General features: G+C 52.8%; 18 protein-coding genes. 16 read left to right on the top strand and 2 right to left on the bottom strand.

Annotated features, from left to right (window positions below):
• Positions 1–259: 259 nt before the first annotated feature.
• On the bottom strand, positions 260–961 hold the full coding sequence (locus tag ACMAY6_RS14810; protein ID WP_435213074.1) for a 4'-phosphopantetheinyl transferase family protein: 702 nt from the start codon (positions 959–961) through the stop codon (positions 260–262).
• 80 nt (positions 962–1,041) lie between these two features.
• Between ACMAY6_RS14810 and ACMAY6_RS14805 the strand changes: the two genes are divergently transcribed.
• From ACMAY6_RS14805 to ACMAY6_RS14740, 14 genes are all read left to right on the top strand, one after another.
• Complete coding sequence (locus ACMAY6_RS14805) at positions 1,042–1,620, top strand: DUF4136 domain-containing protein (RefSeq protein WP_435213072.1); 579 nt, start codon at positions 1,042–1,044, stop codon at positions 1,618–1,620.
• A gap of 91 nt (positions 1,621–1,711) precedes the next feature.
• Positions 1,712–2,593 carry a DUF1295 domain-containing protein gene (locus tag ACMAY6_RS14800; RefSeq protein ID WP_435213071.1) on the top strand — a complete coding sequence of 294 codons (882 nt, stop codon included), beginning with the start codon at positions 1,712–1,714 and terminating at the stop codon, positions 2,591–2,593.
• Positions 2,594–2,608: 15 nt separating this feature from the next.
• Positions 2,609–3,940: a spinster family MFS transporter gene (locus ACMAY6_RS14795; protein WP_435213070.1), complete on the top strand. Its 1,332-nt coding sequence runs from the start codon at positions 2,609–2,611 to the stop codon at positions 3,938–3,940.
• A gap of 102 nt (positions 3,941–4,042) precedes the next feature.
• Positions 4,043–4,564, top strand: a complete 522-nt coding sequence (locus ACMAY6_RS14790; RefSeq protein WP_435213069.1) for a (2Fe-2S)-binding protein — start codon at positions 4,043–4,045, stop codon at positions 4,562–4,564.
• Positions 4,561–6,774 (top strand): molybdopterin cofactor-binding domain-containing protein, encoded by a 2,214-nt coding sequence (locus ACMAY6_RS14785; protein ID WP_435213068.1) that lies wholly within the window; start codon positions 4,561–4,563, stop codon positions 6,772–6,774. The genes ACMAY6_RS14790 and ACMAY6_RS14785 overlap by 4 nt, the downstream gene beginning before the upstream one ends.
• A gap of 64 nt (positions 6,775–6,838) precedes the next feature.
• Positions 6,839–7,471 carry a glutathione S-transferase family protein gene (locus tag ACMAY6_RS14780; RefSeq protein ID WP_435213066.1) on the top strand — a complete coding sequence of 211 codons (633 nt, stop codon included), beginning with the start codon at positions 6,839–6,841 and terminating at the stop codon, positions 7,469–7,471.
• A gap of 166 nt (positions 7,472–7,637) precedes the next feature.
• Positions 7,638–9,062: an MFS transporter gene (locus ACMAY6_RS14775; protein WP_435213064.1), complete on the top strand. Its 1,425-nt coding sequence runs from the start codon at positions 7,638–7,640 to the stop codon at positions 9,060–9,062.
• A gap of 295 nt (positions 9,063–9,357) precedes the next feature.
• Positions 9,358–10,311 (top strand): NAD(P)H-binding protein, encoded by a 954-nt coding sequence (locus ACMAY6_RS14770; RefSeq protein ID WP_435213062.1) that lies wholly within the window; start codon positions 9,358–9,360, stop codon positions 10,309–10,311.
• The gene (locus ACMAY6_RS14765; RefSeq protein ID WP_435213061.1) at positions 10,292–11,503 is read left to right on the top strand and encodes an FAD-dependent oxidoreductase; all 1,212 of its coding nucleotides are present in this window, start codon (positions 10,292–10,294) and stop codon (positions 11,501–11,503) included. The genes ACMAY6_RS14770 and ACMAY6_RS14765 overlap by 20 nt, the downstream gene beginning before the upstream one ends.
• A gap of 138 nt (positions 11,504–11,641) precedes the next feature.
• Positions 11,642–12,094 carry a phosphate-starvation-inducible protein PsiE gene (locus tag ACMAY6_RS14760; protein ID WP_435213060.1) on the top strand — a complete coding sequence of 151 codons (453 nt, stop codon included), beginning with the start codon at positions 11,642–11,644 and terminating at the stop codon, positions 12,092–12,094.
• A gap of 47 nt (positions 12,095–12,141) precedes the next feature.
• Positions 12,142–12,357 (top strand): hypothetical protein, encoded by a 216-nt coding sequence (locus tag ACMAY6_RS14755; RefSeq protein WP_435213059.1) that lies wholly within the window; start codon positions 12,142–12,144, stop codon positions 12,355–12,357.
• A gap of 2 nt (positions 12,358–12,359) precedes the next feature.
• Positions 12,360–13,826, top strand: coding sequence for a sodium:solute symporter family protein (locus tag ACMAY6_RS14750; protein WP_435213057.1), 1,467 nt, complete (start codon positions 12,360–12,362; stop codon positions 13,824–13,826).
• A gap of 123 nt (positions 13,827–13,949) precedes the next feature.
• A complete protein-coding gene (locus ACMAY6_RS14745; RefSeq protein ID WP_435213056.1) occupies positions 13,950–14,153 on the top strand; it encodes a hypothetical protein in 204 nt (67 codons plus the stop codon).
• Positions 14,154–14,183: 30 nt separating this feature from the next.
• On the top strand, positions 14,184–15,617 hold the full coding sequence (locus ACMAY6_RS14740) for a carotenoid oxygenase family protein (protein ID WP_435213054.1): 1,434 nt from the start codon (positions 14,184–14,186) through the stop codon (positions 15,615–15,617).
• Between the two features lie 151 nt (positions 15,618–15,768).
• On the opposite strand, the gene ACMAY6_RS14735 is transcribed toward ACMAY6_RS14740, so the two are convergent.
• Positions 15,769–16,461, bottom strand: coding sequence for a nitroreductase family protein (locus ACMAY6_RS14735; protein ID WP_435213052.1), 693 nt, complete (start codon positions 16,459–16,461; stop codon positions 15,769–15,771).
• A 492-nt stretch (positions 16,462–16,953) separates the two neighbouring features.
• Between ACMAY6_RS14735 and ACMAY6_RS14730 the strand changes: the two genes are divergently transcribed.
• The gene (locus tag ACMAY6_RS14730) at positions 16,954–18,672 is read left to right on the top strand and encodes a solute:sodium symporter family transporter (RefSeq protein ID WP_435213050.1); all 1,719 of its coding nucleotides are present in this window, start codon (positions 16,954–16,956) and stop codon (positions 18,670–18,672) included.
• Positions 18,669–19,862, top strand: a complete 1,194-nt coding sequence (locus ACMAY6_RS14725; protein WP_435213049.1) for a Gfo/Idh/MocA family protein — start codon at positions 18,669–18,671, stop codon at positions 19,860–19,862. Before ACMAY6_RS14730 ends, ACMAY6_RS14725 begins: the two co-directional genes overlap by 4 nt.
• Positions 19,863–19,921: the final 59 nt, after the last annotated feature.

Genomic DNA, 19,921 nt, shown 5'->3' with positions numbered 1-19,921 from the left:
AAAGGGGTTTGCCTCCAGCCCTCGTCGAATGGTGACCAGTTTGCACTCCTAAAATTAACGAGGGGGCAGGCTTTTTACGCTGCCAAGGCAGTGTGGGCTCGTTACTTCGGTCAGGCTGCTGTTGTTGAGATGTTGATATATCGAGCAGCATTGGCACCGTTTGAGATTGAGACTGTGGCCTATGACGCACACCAAGAGTACAGAATCCCGGTTCTTGATCTGCCACGGCTTTCTTTAGGTCAGGTTAGATCTGCTCAAGTTATTGGTTCGGTAGGGGGGTCAACTCAGCTAAGTCCGTCTCGGGGCTTAAAGGAGAAAACTCCCATTGCCCATTTTGATCGAGCTTCGGGAAACACAGTTCAGGCCGGACCCCTCCCGAGCTTATGACAGCCACAGTCCGGGTATTGTTTTGGCTGATCAGGCCTATTGTCCCCGAGGATAAATTAAGCGGTCTTCCCAATAGTTGGAAAAGATTGCCATCACCTTGGTATTTCACCAGCGCTTCACGTATGCACCATTGGCGATAAAACCAAGCCCTGCCTTCGGCCTCGTTACAGTTGCCAAAATAGGTTTGACCCTCCGGCCAAAAGTAGCGCTGCACCACCTTAGCTACTGATCTGGGCCGGTGGTGTTCTACGTCCACTCCAATGGATCCTACCGTGTTGATCCCGACGAGGATCGCTTTGTTCGAGTGGCTGATGCTGCAGGCAATTGACCGACCGTCGGCGGTGAGTAACCTCGGAGCAGTGTCTACAGCTGACACAACTTCGGCGGATACGCCCAAACGGTTCCGAGCCAGTGTCTGGAGTAGCGTTCGCGCCACTACAAACTCGGTTTTTCGGGGTTCTCCCTTCATTAACGCAATTCGCTGTTGATCGGCTGCCGAAAGCCCACTGCGCCACTGGGTAATGGCATGGAGGGGAATGTTTTCGGTGCCCGATAGAAATGCGAGGGTAATCATTATTGAGTATCCAACGGGGCAGTCAAATTGGGGTCAAACGTGTATTCTTCCTTGGCGTTCATCACCGCTAGGTTACCTTAATGTTTCGGACTGTATTTTTCATTGTAGTGGTAGGCATGATTTCGGCCTGTGCGAGTAAGCCGACCTACGAGCTCGACTACGATCAGGATTTTGATTTCTCAAACTTTAAAACCTACCGTTGGTATGACGACGTCGTGCACTCGCGTGAAGCTCAATACCGAAAATTTAATTCATCGGATAAACGCATTCGCGAAGTGGTTAGCAAGGAGCTTGCTGTGCACAATCTGCGCGAAAGCAAAGACGAGGGTGCTGATTTTTGGATTAATTACACCGTCTCCAAGCAGCGTCAGCAGATTATTCACTCCACAGGGTACGACAAAGGTATGCACGGTGGTGTTTCGGCGGGCAGTTATGGCAGCTCGGTGATGGTTGGTTACAGTTCGGGGCCGTCTGTGCGTGAATATGACGAGGGCACAGCGATCCTCGACGTTATTGATGCAAGTACCCGAAAGATTGTTTGGCGCGGTATTGCTGAAGGCCGGCTAAAAGATCATCCGACAATGAGTGAGCGCTACAAGGCCACGACGGCAGTCGCCAGTGAGCTGCTGGGAGATTTTCCTCCCGGTACAGCACCATGACTGGTGCAGCAACCTACAGCCGGGGGTCAATCGGTGAATCAACAAGCCCAGAGGGCAGCTCGCTGCTGCCCTTGATGAGGTTAGCTAATTCATGTTGACCAAAAAGCATCTGATGCCGCCGCTGTTAGTTCTGGTTTGCTTACTCTATGCGGGCCTTATAAATCCATTGGATAGTCGAATTGTTGGTGTGTCGGTACTTCCTGTTATCTTCGCAGCGATATTTCTTATCCAGCTCTTGGGCTTCGGCTACGCCTGGTGGGCGCGAACCGAGCGCTTCTACGATCTCATCGGCAGTTTGACCTTCATTAGTGCGGTGTTACTGGCGTTAATGCTGAACCCGGCGCCAAGTACTTATAGCTATGTAATGACCGCTTTAGTGGTGGTTTGGGCCCTGCGCCTGGGTACTTTTTTATTTTTGCGTATCGCCGATGTGGGGGAGGATCGCCGGTTTCGTAAAATTAAACAGTCCTTCTGGCACTTCTTGCTCGTTTGGACCTTGCAGGGTGTCTGGGTGAGCCTGACGAGCAGCGCGGCACTGGTCGCGATTTTGACGCCTAATGCTGCACTTACTGGGTTTGCTGGGTTGGGCCTGTTGATCTGGTTTGGGGGTTTTACCTTGGAGGTCGTTGCTGACAAGCAGAAGGGTGATTTCCGTAAGGACCCAGATAACGCTGGGCAGTTTATCTCTCGTGGCGTGTGGACAATTTGTCGCCATCCGAACTACCTGGGTGAAATCATGCTGTGGGCGGGAGTGTTTTTGGCAGCACTGCCCGTTATGCAGAGCTGGCAGTTTGCCACGGTGCTCTCGCCACTTTTTGTGGTGATTTTACTGACGCGAATTAGCGGTATTCCGACTTTGGCTCACCGTGGCGTGTCGCAGTGGGGTAATGATCCCGCGTATCAAGCCTATTTACGCGACACGCCTGTTCTGATTCCGCGACTATTGGTGCGAAACCGTGGTTCGAAAAGCTGAATGCCGGACGTGCCCGTGACTACATCAGTTGATACCGAAACTCACGAGCCATTAAGTTCCGTTGAAGACGGGGCACCCTACAAGGCGTTTAGTACACGCTATCGTAATTACGTACTTGCGCTGCTCACCTTAGGCTATGTTTTCAATTTTGTAGATCGTCAGGTAATGACGATTCTTTTGGAGCCGATAAAAGCGGAGTTCAATGCCTCTGACACAGAAATGGGCTTACTTTCTGGACTGGCATTTGCACTTTTTTACGCCGTTTTGGGCATTCCCGTGGCACGCCTTGCCGACCGCTGGTCCCGGCGCAATGTGTTGGCAATGTCGATGGCTACCTGGAGTGCTGTTACAGCGCTTTGCGCCACGGCAGGAAGCTTTGCGCACCTCGCCGTCCTTCGAGTGGGTGTGGGTATTGGAGAGGCCGGAGGGACGCCGCCCTCACAAGCCTTAATTACCGATTATTTTCCGCCGGAGCGGCGGGCGTTAGCCCAAGGCGTTCTTGCCGCGGCACCTAATTTGGGCATTCTTGTGGGCCTATTTGGTGGCGCCCTCTTAGCCGAGGCTCTCGGTTGGCGCATGGTCTTTCTAGTATTTGGAATCCCCGGTGTCTTATTGGCCATTCTCTTATTTTTTACCGTCAAAGAACCCCGTCGCCAGCCTCGCTCTGCGGTGGGTGATGAATCCTTGCTCGTGGCGATCAAAGGTATAACCCGGCTTCCCGGGTTTTTATGGATCGCATCAGGGGTGGGGTTTGCGGGTATCGCTGGTTATGGATTGGGAATTTGGTCGCCAAGCTTTCTAGTGCGCGTGCATGCCATGTCGTTGGTCGACGCCGGTCTTTGGCTGGGCCTGATTGGCGTTTTTGGTGGCACCTTGGGTGCGGTTACTGGAGGTTTGCTGGTTGATCGATTGGCGCGTAAGGATCCCCGTTGGCAATTGCGCGTGCCGGTCATTGGCTTGCTTATTGCCCTGCCTACCCAATTAGCCTTTGTTTTATGGCCCGAAACTCATCGCATTGGAGGGCCGGACGGACTGCCCTTTGCGTTAGTGTTTATGGGTATTTCCGCCGTATTTGCCAGTTTCTGGATCGCCCCCAGTTACGCCGCGGTTCAAAATTTGGTCCCCGCACATTGGCGCACCCAGGCGTCGGCCCTCATGCTCTTAGCTATCAATTTGTTAGGTCTTGGGTTGGGCCCTTTAGTGGTGGGTATGCTCAGCGATTATTTTGCCTACACCGGTGCTAATTCGATTCGTTGGGCGTTAGTGGTGGTGCTCTCGACCTGCATTTTTGGCGCTTGGTGCTATTGGCGGGGGAGTGTTCCCTACGCACGCGCGGTGTCTCGATAGGGCCAACCCAAGGAATTGGCACTGTTAAAAACCAAGCCAGTGTAAGAGTACGGCACAGCAAGTGCCTTACAATGAAGTAAAGAAGGTGAAGGACAGCAAACAATGCAAATCAATATCAACGGCAAATCCCATGACTTGCCAGATGTGGACCCCGATATGCCCCTGTTGTGGGCTTTGCGCGACCTGTTGGGTTTGGTGGGTGCCAAGTATGGCTGTGGCGTCGCACAGTGCGGCGCTTGCACAGTTTGGTTAGACGACATGCCAGTCCGTTCCTGCCAGTTACCGCTGGGAGCCATCACTGGACGCGATGTGACCACTATCGAGGGGCTTGCAGGTGATGCTTTGCATCCAGTTCAGGACGCTTGGATAGCCCATGATGTTGCTCAGTGCGGATATTGCCAGGCGGGTCAGATCATGAGCGCAGCCGCGTTGCTAAAGCGCAATCCAAATCCATCCTTGGAAGCTATTGAGGGCGCTATGGCGGGCAATATTTGCCGCTGTGGTACCTATTCTCGGATCGTTGACGCGATACAGACAGCCTCGACCCAGTTACAGAGTTTGTCGTTTTATGAGGTCGGACAGGGCACCCCTGAGCGGCAATCCGATGATGGGGTGTCGGCATGAGCTCGGCTATCGATAAGGGTATGAAGCGGCGGGACTTTATTCGCTATTCGAGTTTTGGCCTTGCCCTGAGCAGTGGGGGTATCACCGTGTTGGCGGCCGCGAAAACGTCCGCGCCAGCAAACGCGCTTAATCCCTATGTGGTCATTCATGATGACGGTCGTATCGTCATCGCAGCACCTAATCCCGATGTTGGCCAAGGCGTTAATACTGCGCTTCCCATGATCGTAGCTGAAGAGCTTGATGCCGATTGGGAGGCCGTGGAAGTTGTTCTCGCGCCAATTGATGCCACTCGTTACGGCGCCCAGTTTGCGGGCGGCTCACTGTCGGTTCGCAATCGGTGGAATGAACTGCGTCAAATGGGAGCCGCTGCACGAGAGATGCTGTTACGCAGCGCGGCCCAGCAGTGGCGAGTTCCCCGAGGTGAGCTAACAACACAACCTTCGAAAGTGATTCACCCACCTTCGGGTCGCAGTGCCAGCTTTGCTGAACTTGTCGCCGCCGCGACAGAACAGCCAGTGCCTGGCGATGGTGAGGTGGTATTAAAGGCTCGAGCCGATTATCGTTTGCTGGGGCAGCGTATTGTAAATGCAGCAGCAGCGGATATCGTGCGTGGGCGGCCCATTTTCGGTATTGATGTCGCAGTTCCTGACATGGTTTACGCCACCTATGTTAAGTGTCCGCAAATTGGTGGCGTCCCCAAAGCCGCGAACCTTGATGAGGTGAAAGCCCTGCCGGGCATACTGGATGCGTTTATTGTTGCTGGCGATGCTGGGCCTCCGAGTTTTGACCTCAGTAAAAGTGTCCATGTGGCGGGGGGCATCGCGATTGTCGCTTCGAACACTTGGGCTGGCATTAAGGCCAGGCGCAGTTTAAAAATCGACTGGGATGTCAGTGCGGCATCGACCGACAACTCTTTGGCGATTGAGGCGACTGCACTCAAAGCGGCCCAGCGGCCGACGGGAGCGCGAGAGGTGAAAAGCGCGGGCGATCCCCAGGGGACTTTCGCCAATGCCAGCAGGGTCGTCAGCGGTGTTTACGCGACAGATTTTGTTTCTCACGCCCAGTTAGAGCCGCAGAGTTGTGTGGCAAACGTTAGCGCAACGGCGATTGAGGTGTGGACCTCTAGCCAAACTCCGGGTTATGCCCAGGCTACCTTAGCGAAGTTATTTGAACTTCCAGCGGAAGCTATCACGGTGCATCAGGTTCGGGGCGGCGGTGGGTTTGGCCGGCGTCTTTCGAATGAGTATGTACGTGAAGCGGCGGTTATCTCAAAACACATCGGTAAGCCGGTCAAGCTGCAGTGGATGCGCGAGGATGATATGGCGTTCGATTTTTATCGTTCACCGGCCTATTTTGGATTGCAGGCGACACTGTCTGAAACGGGAGCTTTGACCGGTTGGCGAAATCACGTGGTGTCGGTGTCCTCTGACGGGGAAGAAGCTAATTACGGTGCAGGTTATCGGGGCTATAACTTTCCCGACGATGTGGTTCCTAATATTCATGTTTCACAGACCCTGGTGGCCTCCAAAACCCCTACCGGGGCATGGCGTGCGCCCATATCTAACGTCTATGCCTTCGCAGAACAAAGCTTCCTGCACGAGCTAGCAGAGGCGGCTGGCAAAGACCACCGAGATTTTTTAATGGCTGCACTCGGTGAGGATAAGTGGTTTAAACCCGATGATTTGGCTAGCCTCAACACGGTCCGAGCGCGCGAGGTTATTGCGGCGGTTACTCGATCAGCGGGTTGGGGCCGTGTGTTACCTGAAGGCCGGGGATTGGGGTTGAGCTTCTTTTTTAGTCACGCTGGGCATGTCGCTGAAGTCGCCGAGGTTTCTGTCAGCGCAGATAGAGCAGTGACTGTGCATGAGGTATGGGTGGCTGCGGACCTTGGTCAAATTGTTAATTTGAGTGGTGCTGAGAATCAGTTTCAGGGCAGTATCGTCGATGGCTTGAGCGCGCTCGCAGATCAACGTATTAGCATTAGTTCTGGGGCAATAGAACAAACGAACTTTCACCAATACCCACTGTTGCGAATGCCCCAGAGTCCAAAAATCAACGTCGAATTCTTGGCATCAGATTATCCACCGTCCGGAGCGGGCGAACCGGCTTTACCACCCGTAGCCCCCGCGGTTTGTAATGCAGTTTTTAGCGCCTGTGGCGAGCGTATTCGCAACCTGCCAATCAGTCGCGCTGGGTTTAGTGTGGTGTGAGGTGGGACCCAATGATCCTGAGACGTTTGAAACTTTGTAAGGTGGCAATTAAAGAGGACTGCTCATGAAACTTTACACCGTGCCATTGGCACCCAATCCGATGCGCGTCACCCTATATTTAGCCGAGCGTGAAGCCCTCGGCTGTGAGTTCGACATTGAACGTATTACGGTGAACACCTTAAAAGGCCGACATCGACAGCCGGAGCATTTAGCGAGAAATTCTTGGGGCACGTTGCCGGTACTAGAGTTGAAGTCAGGGCAATTCATCACGGAGTCGCTGACCATTATTGATTATTTGGAAGACGCAGTTGCGGGTCCTTGTCTGCGGCCTGATCACATTGAAGACAAAGCCAAGGCGCGTAATATAGAGCGCGTTATTGAAATGCGTATCGCACTGGACATGGCGCAATATGTTCACTGTCAAAAATCACCCTTGGGTCTTCCGGCAGATTTGCCGAGAGCCCAGGAGCTCGCTCAGCGTATTCAATTAGGCTTTGATTACGTCGAGGCGCTTTTAAGTGATGGTCGACAGTTTGTGGAGGGTCCTGACCCTGGTGTAAGCGATTGTACCCTCGCGGCTTTTTTGCAATTTATGCGTTTTACTGAGACGGATCTTATCGGCGAGCGAGAGGCTCTGCGTCAGTGGGACCAAGCGTATCGAGAGCGAGAGGCTGTGAAAAGTTTGTTTATGATCTAAGCTCTAACCGTCACTTTAGCCCAAGGTTTCACAGCCTCAGTGGTGGCGGAAAAAAATAAAAAGGTGTGGGGCATGGATATTTTACTGAAGCAAGAAGCCGACGCTTGCCTGTCTTTCGATAGGCTCATGGCAGCATTCGTTTGGCGTGCAGCCCCGGGGTTCAATCTTGACTGATGGCGGCGCCACCGCTACCTCGCTGCCCCTGCGGGTTAAGCTGGCCTACGGCCTTGGGTCGGCGGCCTACGGTATAAAAGACAATGGCTTTGCCTATTTTTTACTGTTGTTTTACGGAACCGTAGTGGGTCTGGAGCCGGCATTAGCAGGCACTGCGCTGCTGATTGCACTCCTTGTTGATGCGGTCAGCGACCCTGTGGTGGGCTATTGGTCGGACAATACTCGTTCGCGATTGGGCCGTCGACATCCCTTTATGTACGCAAGCGCGCTACCGGTCGCCCTCTGTTATTTTCTATTGTGGCAGCCCCCTGAGTTGAGCAATCAGGGCCTGTTTTTATATCTACTCGCTTTTGCCATTTTAATTCGCACGCTGATTACTTTTTTTGAAACACCAAGCTCGGCCCTAATGCCTGAACTCACCCAAGACTACGATGAGCGCACGACAGTGCAGGCTTGGCGTCATTTTTTTGGTTGGGCGGGGGGTGCTTTGCTGGCGGTTTTTATGTTCGGCTTTCTTTTGGTGCCCACCGAAAATTACGCCATAGGCACCCTCAACCGCGAGGGCTATGAAACTTACGGGCTGATAGCAGGTGGGCTCATCTTCACTATTATTTTACTGTCAGCCTTTGGTACCCAAAGCCACGTTCGTATCACCGACTTTCCAGCTCGACCTACCAAGCGTTTGCGGACCATATTCGCGGAAATTTTTGAACTGCTAGGAGACAGGAGCTTTCTTGCCTTGTTCATCTCCGGAATGGCAAGTGCAGCCGCCGGCGGGTTAACAGCAGCTTTAACCTTCTTGATGCTGACATATTTTTGGGAGTTTTCTTCCATTCAGATTTTTTACTGGACAGCTATGGTCATCGTGTCGGCAACGTTAGGTCTCATGGTGGGTCCTCCAGTCTCACGTTGGTTAGGTAAACGCCGTGCAGTGATCATGCTCGGAGTCATTGCATTTTTGTTACAGCCTGCCGCTGTAGTTCTGCGTCTGCTGGGATGGCTTCCAGAAAATGGGGATCCTCGGCTATTTCCTATGCTGTTAACGCTGCAGACTATTGATTTGGGGATGATTATTGCCATGCAGGCTATATTGGCTTCTATGGTTGCTGACTTGGTGGAGCAGGCTGAGGTCAGAACTGGGCGCCGTAATGAAGGCGTATTTTTTGCGGCGATTACCTTTATCAAGAAAACAAATCAGGGTATTGGGACGTTTATCGCTGGAATGTTGCTGCAGGTGGTGGCATTTCCCAGTGGTGCCGCGCCTAGTGAAGTCCCTGCAGAAACCATATGGAATTTGGGCGCTCTGCTGGTGCCCTGTCAGTATTTGTTGTGGATTATTATGTTGGTGGCTATTGGCTTTTACCGCATTGATCGTGGGCAGCATGAAGCACACTTAAGGGTATTAGCCGATCGATAGTGTCCTGTCGGGACTGATCAGGCGATCACAATGATGGGGTCAATTCGCAACCTGACATGGGTCAGTTAGTGCTTCAAAATTTATGGTTTGAAGGAATACTCAGCCTTCATCTACGGCAGATTTACCTAAAGCCTTGGTAATACAAAGCTTCAATATTACTCAAGGGAGGTGACGGCTTGGCGTCGAGTTCTCAAAAGACATCAACATGCCATGGTGAGAGTGTTCGTACAGACCGCGGTAAACCGAAATCAGGGGATATAAGTATCGGCCGGTTATTAATCATTGGGGTTTGGCTGTGATCCACCGAGTATTGGTTGCGGGTGCGAGCGGCTATATTGGTCGTCATGTTGTCGGGGCTTTACTGCAGCAGGGCTATGGTGTCGTCGCACAGTTGCGGGCCGGCGCAACATGGACCCTGACACACCCAAAACTTGAATGCGTATATGGCGAGCTTACTGCTTCCGACCAGTTTTTGTGGGACATCGAGCCCTGCGACGCCGTCATTTCGTGTTTGGCGAGTCGCTCCGGGGGTGTTCGGGACGCCCGGCTTGTGGAATACGAAGCTAACAATCGACTGCTAGCGGTCGCGAGCCAGTGGCGTGTGCAACGGTTCCTACTGCTTTCCGCCATTTGTGTGCAAAAACCCCGTCTGGCTTTTCAAAGAGAGAAGTTGCGCTTTGAAGCGAAGCTACGAGCGTCAACTTTGCCTTGGACCATTATCAGGCCGACGGCGTTTTTTAAATCATTGTCGGGACAAATCGCGCGGCTGCAGCAAGGTAAGCCCTTTTTTATCTTTGGCAATGGCACCTTAACCGCATGCAAACCTATTGCCGAGGAGGACCTGGCCAGTTTTATCGTCGAACAACTGACAAGTGCAGCGGCGATCGGGGCCATCTTGCCGATCGGTGGTCCCGGCCCGGCAATTACACCCGTAGGGCAAGCGCAGCTTCTGGGTCAGATACTGCAGCAGCCGATAAAAACGCGGTCCTTGCCGCCACGGTTATTTCTCATTGCTGCCGCCGTCTTGTCACCCTTTGGGCTGCTGTCTAGCCGAGTTCGAGATCAGGCGGAATTCCTGCGCATAGCGCATTTTTATGCGACTGAATCGATGCTGGTTTGGTCTGAAGACTCTGGCGCCTACTCCGAGGCACTAACTCCGGAGAGTGGCTCAAAGACGCTGGGCGAATGTTATCAGCGAATTATCCAAGGTGACGTGGTCAGCGAGCTCGGTGAGCACAAATTATTTTAGCGGGATGTCGAATCGATTTATGAAGGATGCCCCTGCCAGTCCAGCATCAGGCGCATTACCCACAGTGCTGGTACTTGGCATGGGCGATACCGGAATATTAACCGCAGGGCGGTTATCTCGGCACTGCCGTGTTATTGGTGTTACCACCAAACCCCTGTTGGTGAGTGGGCAAGAGCTGGGGCTACGACTCACGGGGCATGCTCAATGGCGGCGTGATTATTTGACGCCTCTTGATCGCTATCGACGACTCTCTCGTGTCGAAATTATTCACGGTAGGGCGATACGAGTGGATCCTGTGGCACGCACAGCGGCTCTTGAGCTTGCGGGAGGTGAACATCGCTCTCTTCACTGGGACTATCTAGTGATTGCTTCGGGGGTAAGCAATGGGTTTTGGCGGGACGATCGTTTTGAAACGCACCAACTCATAGAGTCCCGTCTGAACGCCCAGATTGAAGCGGTGACCGCGGCGAGCTCGGTTGCCGTCGTGGGTGGTGGACCTTCAGGGGTCAGCGCTGCTTATAATTTAAAGCGTGCCTATCCAAACAAAGAAATCACCTTATTTTTTTCTGCCCATGAATTGCTTCCTGGCTACCCCAAAAAAACCCAGCACTATCATCAAAAGCTGTTAGCTCGACAGGGGGTGGTTTTGCATGGGGGGCACCGTGCGATTGTATCTAGTGACGCCGTGACCTCACGCTTACAAGGTGGACGCCTCGAGTTTGAAGCGGGTCAGCCAAGCTTTCAGGCTGAGCTTATAATTTGGGCCGCTGGCCGGTTGAAGCCTCATACCGATTTTTTACCGAAGGATATGTTGGACGCTGCAGGTTTCGTGCGCACTGATGCTCATTTAAACGTTGAGGGGTACGCTCGTATCTTTGCGATAGGTGATGTTGCCGCAACCGATCCATTGCGTTGTTCCGCTCGCAATTGGGCCTATAAGGTGTTGTGCAGAAATCTGCGCGCGAGAGTGACGGAGCGTCCAATGCCGGCGCGCTTTAATCCACCGTCCCACCGTTGGGGCTCAATTGTGGGTCCTCAGCCCACGGGGCTACGACTGCATGGTCCGACAGGAAATTCCCACGCCTTACCACGATGGCTTGTGCATTGGCTGCTGTACCCGCTGATAGTTAGGGGTTTTATTTACGGGGGAGTGCGCAGCAGCAGGAAGATGTCAGTTACGCAAGATTCTTAATAAGGTCATGGCTTGTAGGAGTGAGCCTGAGTTGCGTTCATGGTAATCCCTTATTTGTGGGGTCGCGTAGTGTGTTACAACGGAGCGTGTAAACACCCTAGTAGCCTGCGGGCTTACCAGACATTATGGGAGTAGAACATGAGCAAACAGGATCCAAATCAGGAGCGGTTTTTAGCACGCTTCGATCGCATCGTACTCGACCTTTTTAGTATCGGTGAGCGCTTGGTTTTGGTGTTGATCGGTGTACTGGCTATGGTGGCGGTCGTCATGGAAATTATTGAATTTTCCCGAGAAGGCAGTGTTCGCCTTGCCGATCTTCTGTTGCTGTTTATTTATCTTGAGGTCGTGGGCATGGCGTGTGCCTACTATGCAACCCACAGTGTGCCGGTAACGCTACCAGTGTTGATTGCAATTACGGGCATAACACGACTGATCATTTTGCAGGGTAAAGAGTTTGAACCTACCCAACTGGTCTTTGAGGCCGGTGCTGTGCTGTTGCTCGCAGTGGGTTATGGCGTACTCAGCTGGGCGTCCGAGCGATTTCACCGTGCAGGTAGGTCCGCCGCTATTGATACACAGGCCATAGACTAGCACTGGGCACGCATTTCCAAAACGGCCGGAGGTCTTTGCGGATACCTATGACACAACAGCTCAAAGATAGGGGGCGCTGGGCCAGTTTGGTATTGCTAAGTATTCTCTTGGGAATTCCGTGGTACTGGCCCGAGGATAATTTTGGTTGGCAAGCTTGGCTAGTACCCGGTTGGGTCTGGGTGACACTCGTTGCCGCCATAGCACTCTCTGCGCTGGTGGTCTGGGGCGCACTGCGAGGCTGGCCTGACGAGCCCGTAGAATAAATATGCAGGATTTACCCCTTGAAACCGGCTCGCTTATTTTTCTCGCGGGCTATTTGCTTTCACTGTTAATCATTGGATGGTTCGCCAGTCGTCAACGTCAAGACCGCAGCCTGGGAGATTATTACCTGGGAGGCAGGGGCATGGGGCTTTGGGTGCTCATGCTGACACTTTTTGCGACCCAGTATAGTGGCAATGCGCTTTTCGGTTTTACGGGTCAGGCCTACCGAGTGGGCTTCACCTGGTTGGCCATTTTGCACAGCATGATCGCCGTTGTCGCCGGCTATCTGCTGTTCGCTCCCCGACTTCAACGTTTGTCCCGTGAGCAGCGATTTATTACGCCTACGGACTACATAGAGTTTCGTTTTCCCTCACGAGCACTGTCTGCACTTGTGGCGCTGTGCTTCATGATTGTTCTTATCAATTACGTGCTTGCCCAGTTGAAGGTTATGGGCCTCATGGTCGAGGGTCTTAGTGGTGGCCAGGTTGACGCCTTTTGGGGCGTCGTGATGTTGGCGATTATTATGATGGTTTATTCAACCATGGGCGGCATGCGCAGCGTCGCTTGGACCGATGCGATTCAGGGCGCGATGATGCTGACAGGTTTCATTTTGATCGCCCTTATTATTGAGCGCGATATGGGCGGTTGGTCGCCAGCTTTCGCACAATTACGAGATATTGCACCGGAAAAACTCGCTCCGCCGGAGGGGCGCGCTGCGGTCACCTGGTTTTCAACGGTCGTGCTAATTGGCATCGGCGCCTCGGTCTATCCACAAGCTATTCAGCGTATTTACGCGGCTCGATCAGCTCGTACTCTGCAACAGTCTTTAGCGGGCATGGCTGTATTACCGCTGTTTGCAGTGGTTGTTGTCTTGGCATTGGGTTTTGTGGCTATCGCGCGTTTTCCCGGGTTGGAAGGTGCTGCCGCAGACCAGGTTATGGCATTGATTATGCGTGATGTCCTCAGCACCGGTTGGTTTGGACACGCCGTGGTGACATTGTTACTGGGGGCTATTCTGGCGGCGCTGATGAGTACCGCAGATTCAGCCCTGCTGACGCTGTCCTCCATTTTCGCGAAAGACATTTACGGCAAATATATTAGGCCTACCGCAAGCGATGCAGGGTGCGCCCGGGTTGGGCAGTGGTGTGCCTGGTTAATTTTGGGTGGGTTAGTGTGGCTGAGTACTCAGGAAAACCTGACTTTATATCGTTTGTTTGTTTTGAAATTTGAAATTTTGCTGCAGATCGCCCCCGCCTTTTATTTCGGAGTTAACTTCCCCAGTTTACGCACGACACCCATTATGTTGGGCTTGGTGACTGGGTTATGCGTTGCGGTTAGTGGTTGGTCTCTGGGGTGGATGCCCTTCGGTCTGCACCCCGGCACCGTGGGCTTGTTATGTAATGTGCTGATGATTATGTCTGCCCATTCCTTTTACGCAATTAAGCCCTCGGGTACCCAGAGTTCAAACTGAGCAATCGGCCTGCAGGTGATGTGTCACTAACAGTGTTGTTAAAGATGAAGCCCTTTTTTCGAAGTCTGTATCACTCAAAATTTGAGCGCTACTTAGCATGGTCCACCTCGGCAAGAAGTTCCTGTGAGCGGTGTTGTGCGCGCAGGGATAGCTCTGCATTTTCAGCTTAGTATCGTTAAACCGAGAGGCGCTGGGAAAATTTGGAGTGTTCCCAGCATGGGTGCGCGCTGGAGCTTTGGCAGCGGGGTGCGACAGGTCAACGCGATGATTGACCGAATCGATGCCACGTCAGATTTTGCAGTCGACCTTGGGTATTCAGTGAGCTAAGGTAATCCGCCGTCAACGCGAGTATTCAGTATGTCATCTGTAGAGAACACCATACGTAAGGTTGTCGGCGGTGGTCTAACCACCTCAAACAAGGTGGCGCGACAACTGAAAAATCCCTGGCGCAAGCACCCTTTTTTGACCGGCATTCATGAGCCCCTTAAGGAAGAGTTTAGTCTTACCGATCTTCAGGTAGAGGGAGAGATTCCCGAAGCACTGAGCGGTTGCTATGCGCGAATTGGTCCCAACCCCTTTAAACCCGATCCCAGAGGTCATCACTGGTTTCTGGGTGACGGTATGGTGCACGGTATACGCCTTAATGGCGGCCGTGCAGAGTGGTACCACAACCGCTATGTACGCTCCCGGTCCCTCGAGGCAGCGGGGGGGCCGCCAGCGGCCCCGGGTCCACGCACCGGCCCTGGCGATACAGTGAATACGAATGTGCTGCGCTTGGGTGGTCGGATATTGGCGCTGGTTGAAGCTGGGGCAACGCCGGTAGAGTTAAACGGCGATCTCGATACGGTGGCGTATACCGATTTTGACGGTGCCCTGACGAGCCCGTTCACAGCGCATCCCCATGAGGATCCATTAACGGGGGAGTGGCACGCCATCACCTACTCACCTTTGATGCCCGACCATGTTTGCCATGTCGCTATTGATCGTGAGGGGCAGGTTCTCAGACAATTGAAAATACCGGTATCCGATGGACCCTCTATCCATGAGTGCACTCTGACAAAGCATTTTGTCGTCATTTTTAACCTGCCTGTTACGCTGTCCCTAGGTGCAATGGCTAAGGGTTTTAAATTTCCCTATCGCTGGGATAGCGAACGTTCGGCCCGGGTCGGTTTACTGCCACGATCAGGTACTTCGGATGAGGTCATCTGGTGCGAGGTAGATCCTTGTTGGTTATTTCACGTTGCCAACAGCTATGAGACTGATGAAAACACCGTGGTTATCGATGCGGCCGTGTATGAAACCATGTTCGCCCATGGCCCTGACGGTCCCAACGGTCAGCCGATGGGTTTAGAGCGCTGGGAAATAGACCTGAGTACACGGCAAGTGACCCGCAGCACCCTTGATGCCGCTCCTCAGGAATTTCCCCGGGTAGACGAGCGTTTCTTCGGTCAGTCTTATCAGCACACTTGGACGGTAGGTTTGCCAAGTTCGCCCGTTTCCAATTTTGCTCAGCCCAACAGTCTATTTCACCATAATCTGAGCACCGGCCAACGACAGGAGTATTCGTTTGGCCCCGAGGATATTGGCGGCGAGTTTGTTTTTGTTCCCGGTGCTGATGGAGCTGCGGAGGGTGAGGGGTGGTTGCTAGGCTATGTAATCAACACGAAAACCGACACCACTGAGCTTCGTATCTTGAATGCTCAGGCTATCGCCGATGGCCCCGTTGCCTGCATTCACATCCCGCACCGAATACCTCCGGGATTTCATGGCAACTGGATAGGTGATTTGTAGCGCTGTAAAAATTCAGACGAGTGAGCTTCAGCTGTGCTCTTGTTCCTCGGTCCCGGAAATTTCGGGGTCGCGGATCACAACATTTTATTGCAGCCCGCCCCAAAAACGCCCTGATCGGCGGCTAGGCGGTTTTGCGCCAAGGTAATGCACATCAAGGTGAAGCGGGTTCAACGAATGTGGTGATTTCACCAAATGGCTTTTTCACTGTGGCGGCTCGGGGTACTTGGGCATCTGAAGCGGCGTACCCCACAACCATCAACACAAATGGTCGCTCGTTGCTGGGACGGCCCAAAATACGGTTCAGAAATTTCATGGGGCTGGGTGTGTGGGTGAGGGTGGCCAGGCCTGCGGTGTGCAAGGCGGAAATTAAAAACCCCGTGGCGATGCCTACCGATTCTGAAATGTAATAGTTTTTCCGTTTTTTACCGTAAGTGTCCACACCGTAGCGCTCAGCAAATATAGCAATTAGCCAGGGGGCGGTTTCTAAAAAAGGCTTTTGGGCATCAGTACCCAAAGGACCAAGGTCCTGAAGCCAACTGTCACCGGCTTTGCCCTCGTAGAAGGCGCGTTCCTCGGCCTCGGCTGCAAGGCGAATTTCCCGCTTAATATTGGGATCTTGAATACATACAAAATGCCAGGGCTGGTGGTTGGCCCCAGATGGGGCGGTGCCGGCTGCACGAACAGCTGTTGCAATGATTTCCTTGGGAACTGGGTGATCAGAAAATTGGCGTATCGTTCGCCGGCTGCTCATATTCTCAAGATATTGATTGCTGCGCGCTAGCCCCTCAGCGGCGGTGAGCTGCGGTTTATTCGCAAAAGGGATTGGGTCGTAGTCAAAGTCCACGGGGGGTTCCTTTTCGAGGGGTTTCTTTTTTGCCGAGTCTTGATGATACCTATTGAAGTCAGCATAGTGCGCGTTTTAGCGCGAAGCTCCCACACCTATCAGGGTCAACGCTCGTTCTCCTAAGTTACACGCCGATGAACTGCCCGTCATTTTGACGCGTCGATGACATCTAAAAAAATGACAGAAAGCGGGACACGAACAACGTGTCATGGCATTACTGCCCCCCGCAGCACCTGCCGAAGACTTATCCAAATGCCCACTATTTCATCGGTGGGGACGACTCACTGTGCGCCTTCATGGGTTTCGCCATCGATGCTTATTCATAGGTTTTTATAGGGATTCGCACTTACCCGTGGTTTCCATGGGCCGCTTTTGCAATCGCTGAAAATTTGTTGGTGGGTAAAAAATAATCATCGAGATTGAACTCGGCAGGCATTGCTCGGTGCCCACTCCCTGCGTAGGGTAGGGCTGCATGAAATAGGGGCGACCCCCATGAACTACAACATCACCTTCACGCTTCTGAGCTGCCTGTTTTTTATGGGCTTGGTGGCTTTTATTGCCTATCGTCAAACACGGGGTGAGACTGAGTCTGCTGAAGGTTATTTTCTTGCGGGTAGGGGCTTGGGTGCGCCCATTATCGCGGGGTCGCTGCTGCTGACCAATCTCTCTGCCGAGCAATTAATCGGGTTAAACGGCTCGGCGTATGGATTTAATCTGAGCAGTATGGCCTGGGAGGTCACGGCGGCTGTTGCCACCGTTTTTATGGCCTTCATCTTTCTACCTCGATATTTGGCCGGCGCGTTCACGACCCTTCCTGAATTCCTAAATCAGCGCTTTGATGATGATGTTCGAAGGATGACCGTAATCCTGTTTATGCTTGGGTACGGTCTGGTGACGATTCCTAGCGTTTTGTATTCCGGTTCACTGGCAGTGATGAAGCTATTCACGATACCGGAGTTGTTAGCTATTAACGATGAATGGGCTCTGCCTCTCACTGTGGTGGTAATCGGTGTCACAGGGGCCTTATATGCGATCTTTGGTGGGCTCAAGGCGGTCGCAGTATCTGACACGATCAATGGCATAGGTCTGCTGATTATGGGCCTGGCAATACCGCTATTGGGGTTGGCGCTATTGGGCGATGGCAGTGTGGTCAGTGGGCTCAAGACGGTCGTGACGTCTGAAACCCACAAACTCAACGCCATTGGGGGGTCAAACGACCCGACACCTTTTGCCACGCTTTTTACTGGAATGGTTTTCGCAAACCTCTTTTATTGGTGCGCAAATCAGTACGTCATTCAGCGCACTTTAGCGGCGCGGAACTTAGCCGAGGGGCAAAAAGGCGTCTTGCTGTCGGGTTTTTTTAAAGTGCTGGTGCCTTTCTTGATGATGCTTCCCGGCGTCATTGCCTTTCATTTATACGGCCCTGAGTTGGCGTCGATTGATCTCGCCTATCCGCAGCTTGTGCGTGATGTCTTGCCCAGCTACGCCTGGGGCTTTTTTTTGGCGGTGCTTCTGGGTGCCGTGTTCAGCTCCTTTAATTCACTATTAAACAGCGCAGCTACTTTATTTTGTCTCGACGTGTGGGAACCCCTTCAAGGAAAAGTGCTGACAGACCCACAGCGGATTAAAGTTGCAAAACGGGCGAGCGTTGTTATCGCACTGTTTTCTTTCTTGGCCGCTCCCATGCTTCAGTTTGCGACCGAGGGGCTCTGGCAGATCATCAGAATATTCACCGGTTTTTATAATATTCCGGTCATCGCCATTGTTATTGTCGGCTTGTTTACCCGCAAGGTTCCCGCTGTGGCAGCTAAAGTTGTCATCGTTTTTCATGTCGTTACCTACGGTTGTTTGCAATTTTTGTTCAAGGAAGCGATACCCCTGCATTTTCTTCATCTCTATGGGGTGTTGTTCATTTTCGAGGTCGCCATCATGCTGGGCTTTGGTTTATGGCGCCCTCGCGCCGAGGCTTGGGTATATCACCATCAAGAGACGCTAGATTTGAATCCTTGGAGCTATGCAGTGCCCTGTGCCACGACGTTGTTGTCCTGTGTGTTGGCACTGTATTTACTGTTCTCGCCCTTGGGGCTGGTCGGTGGTTTAAGCCACTATTTTGTTCCCTGTCTCATGGCGCTGATTGCGATGAACATTGGCGTTTGGTGGCATTTCCGTGCTTCGGGGTGGCGCAAAGACCGCTTGGGGCTAAACCAGTGAAGCCACGTTTTTTTTCAGTGCCGTCAAAACAGCTCGCCAATGACGCGTGGCAAGCCCGTGGTGATGGCCGTCAAGGGCCTCGATTGGCGATTGTTGGTTTGGGCATGATGGGTCAAGAGCACCTCAGAGTGGCACTACTGTTGGGACGGGTGCGTATTCAAGGGGTTTACGATCAACACCCTGCCAGTCTGGAGCAGGCCCAGCGGGGGTACTACGCACTCACTCAAAACCCGCTAGCCATATACCCATCTTTGGACGCCTTATGTCTCGATGAGAACGTCGATGCGTATTTAATTGCGACCCCAAACTTTACCCATAGCGCAATTTTTGAGCGTCTTATGAAGACGGATAAACCCATCTTTTTAGAAAAACCCATGGCGACGTCACTCACCGACGCACAGCGGATGGTGACCATGGCAGAGGCGTGCCCCACATTCGTTCAATTGGGTATGCAGTACCGCTTCAAGGCGCAGTATGTGGATGCCTTTCACGCTATTCGGGTTGAACAAGCTTTAGGCACGGTTCATACCGTGGCTATGTCAGAGTACAGGCCGCCGTTTCTAAACAAAGTGGGGGAGTGGAATAAGTTCAATGATTACTCGGGTGGAACTCTAGTTGAAAAATGCTGCCATTACTTTGACCTGATCAACTTGGCCGTCGATGCCGTCCCGGTGAAGGTTTACGCTCAGGGAGGCAGGGCGGTCAATTTTCTTGATTTTGAGCACGAGGGTATGCGATCTGATATTGATGATCACGCCTTCGTCACGATCACCTACGATAACGGGACACTCGCGCACTTTACCCTCAACATGTTTGCGCAGGAGCTCTACGAGGAGCTGGTTGTGACGGGTGATAAGGGCCGACTTGTGGCGAGTGAGTCATCAAGCTTTCGCCCTGAAGTTGAGTCTTCCGCAAGAATTCAAGTCGAGGTTGCGGCTCATCCCTCTTACTATGGCACCCTAGTGACCTACCCCTCAGCCATTGAAGTGAGCGGACACAGCGGTGCCACTTTCTTTGAGCATTTGGCTTTTGTGGCGCAGCTAGAGGGCCATAGGGTCGATGCGGCAACTCCCGCCCAAGGTTTTAAATCCTTATTGGTGGCGAGTGCGGCCCAGCACTCTCTTGCGACGGGGCTCCCCGTTCTTATGGATGAATTTTGCGCTCAGGAGCGAGTGACTTGGCCCACTTAAAGAGGGGCTGTGAGATCATGAGGTTGGTGCAGACGGTTTAATTGATGGAGAGGCTTTAA

This window comes from Luminiphilus sp. nBUS_16, from assembly GCF_051201645.1.
Classification (GTDB): domain Bacteria; phylum Pseudomonadota; class Gammaproteobacteria; order Pseudomonadales; family Halieaceae; genus Luminiphilus.
Note: the sequence above shows the minus strand (reverse complement) of the source record. Positions and strands in the feature narration are given on the sequence as shown.

Coding starts and splice junctions, on each gene's coding strand:
- ACMAY6_RS14760 (WP_435213060.1), top strand. CDS start 11,642: ATGAGCAAACAGGATCCAAATCAGGAGCGGTTTTTAGCACGCTTCGAT.
- ACMAY6_RS14755 (WP_435213059.1), top strand. CDS start 12,142: ATGACACAACAGCTCAAAGATAGGGGGCGCTGGGCCAGTTTGGTATTG.
- ACMAY6_RS14730 (WP_435213050.1), top strand. CDS start 16,954: ATGAACTACAACATCACCTTCACGCTTCTGAGCTGCCTGTTTTTTATG.
- ACMAY6_RS14790 (WP_435213069.1), top strand. CDS start 4,043: ATGCAAATCAATATCAACGGCAAATCCCATGACTTGCCAGATGTGGAC.
- ACMAY6_RS14740 (WP_435213054.1), top strand. CDS start 14,184: ATGTCATCTGTAGAGAACACCATACGTAAGGTTGTCGGCGGTGGTCTA.
- ACMAY6_RS14750 (WP_435213057.1), top strand. CDS start 12,360: ATGCAGGATTTACCCCTTGAAACCGGCTCGCTTATTTTTCTCGCGGGC.
- ACMAY6_RS14810 (WP_435213074.1), bottom strand. CDS start 961: ATGATTACCCTCGCATTTCTATCGGGCACCGAAAACATTCCCCTCCAT.
- ACMAY6_RS14785 (WP_435213068.1), top strand. CDS start 4,561: ATGAGCTCGGCTATCGATAAGGGTATGAAGCGGCGGGACTTTATTCGC.
- ACMAY6_RS14805 (WP_435213072.1), top strand. CDS start 1,042: ATGTTTCGGACTGTATTTTTCATTGTAGTGGTAGGCATGATTTCGGCC.
- ACMAY6_RS14800 (WP_435213071.1), top strand. CDS start 1,712: ATGTTGACCAAAAAGCATCTGATGCCGCCGCTGTTAGTTCTGGTTTGC.
- ACMAY6_RS14780 (WP_435213066.1), top strand. CDS start 6,839: ATGAAACTTTACACCGTGCCATTGGCACCCAATCCGATGCGCGTCACC.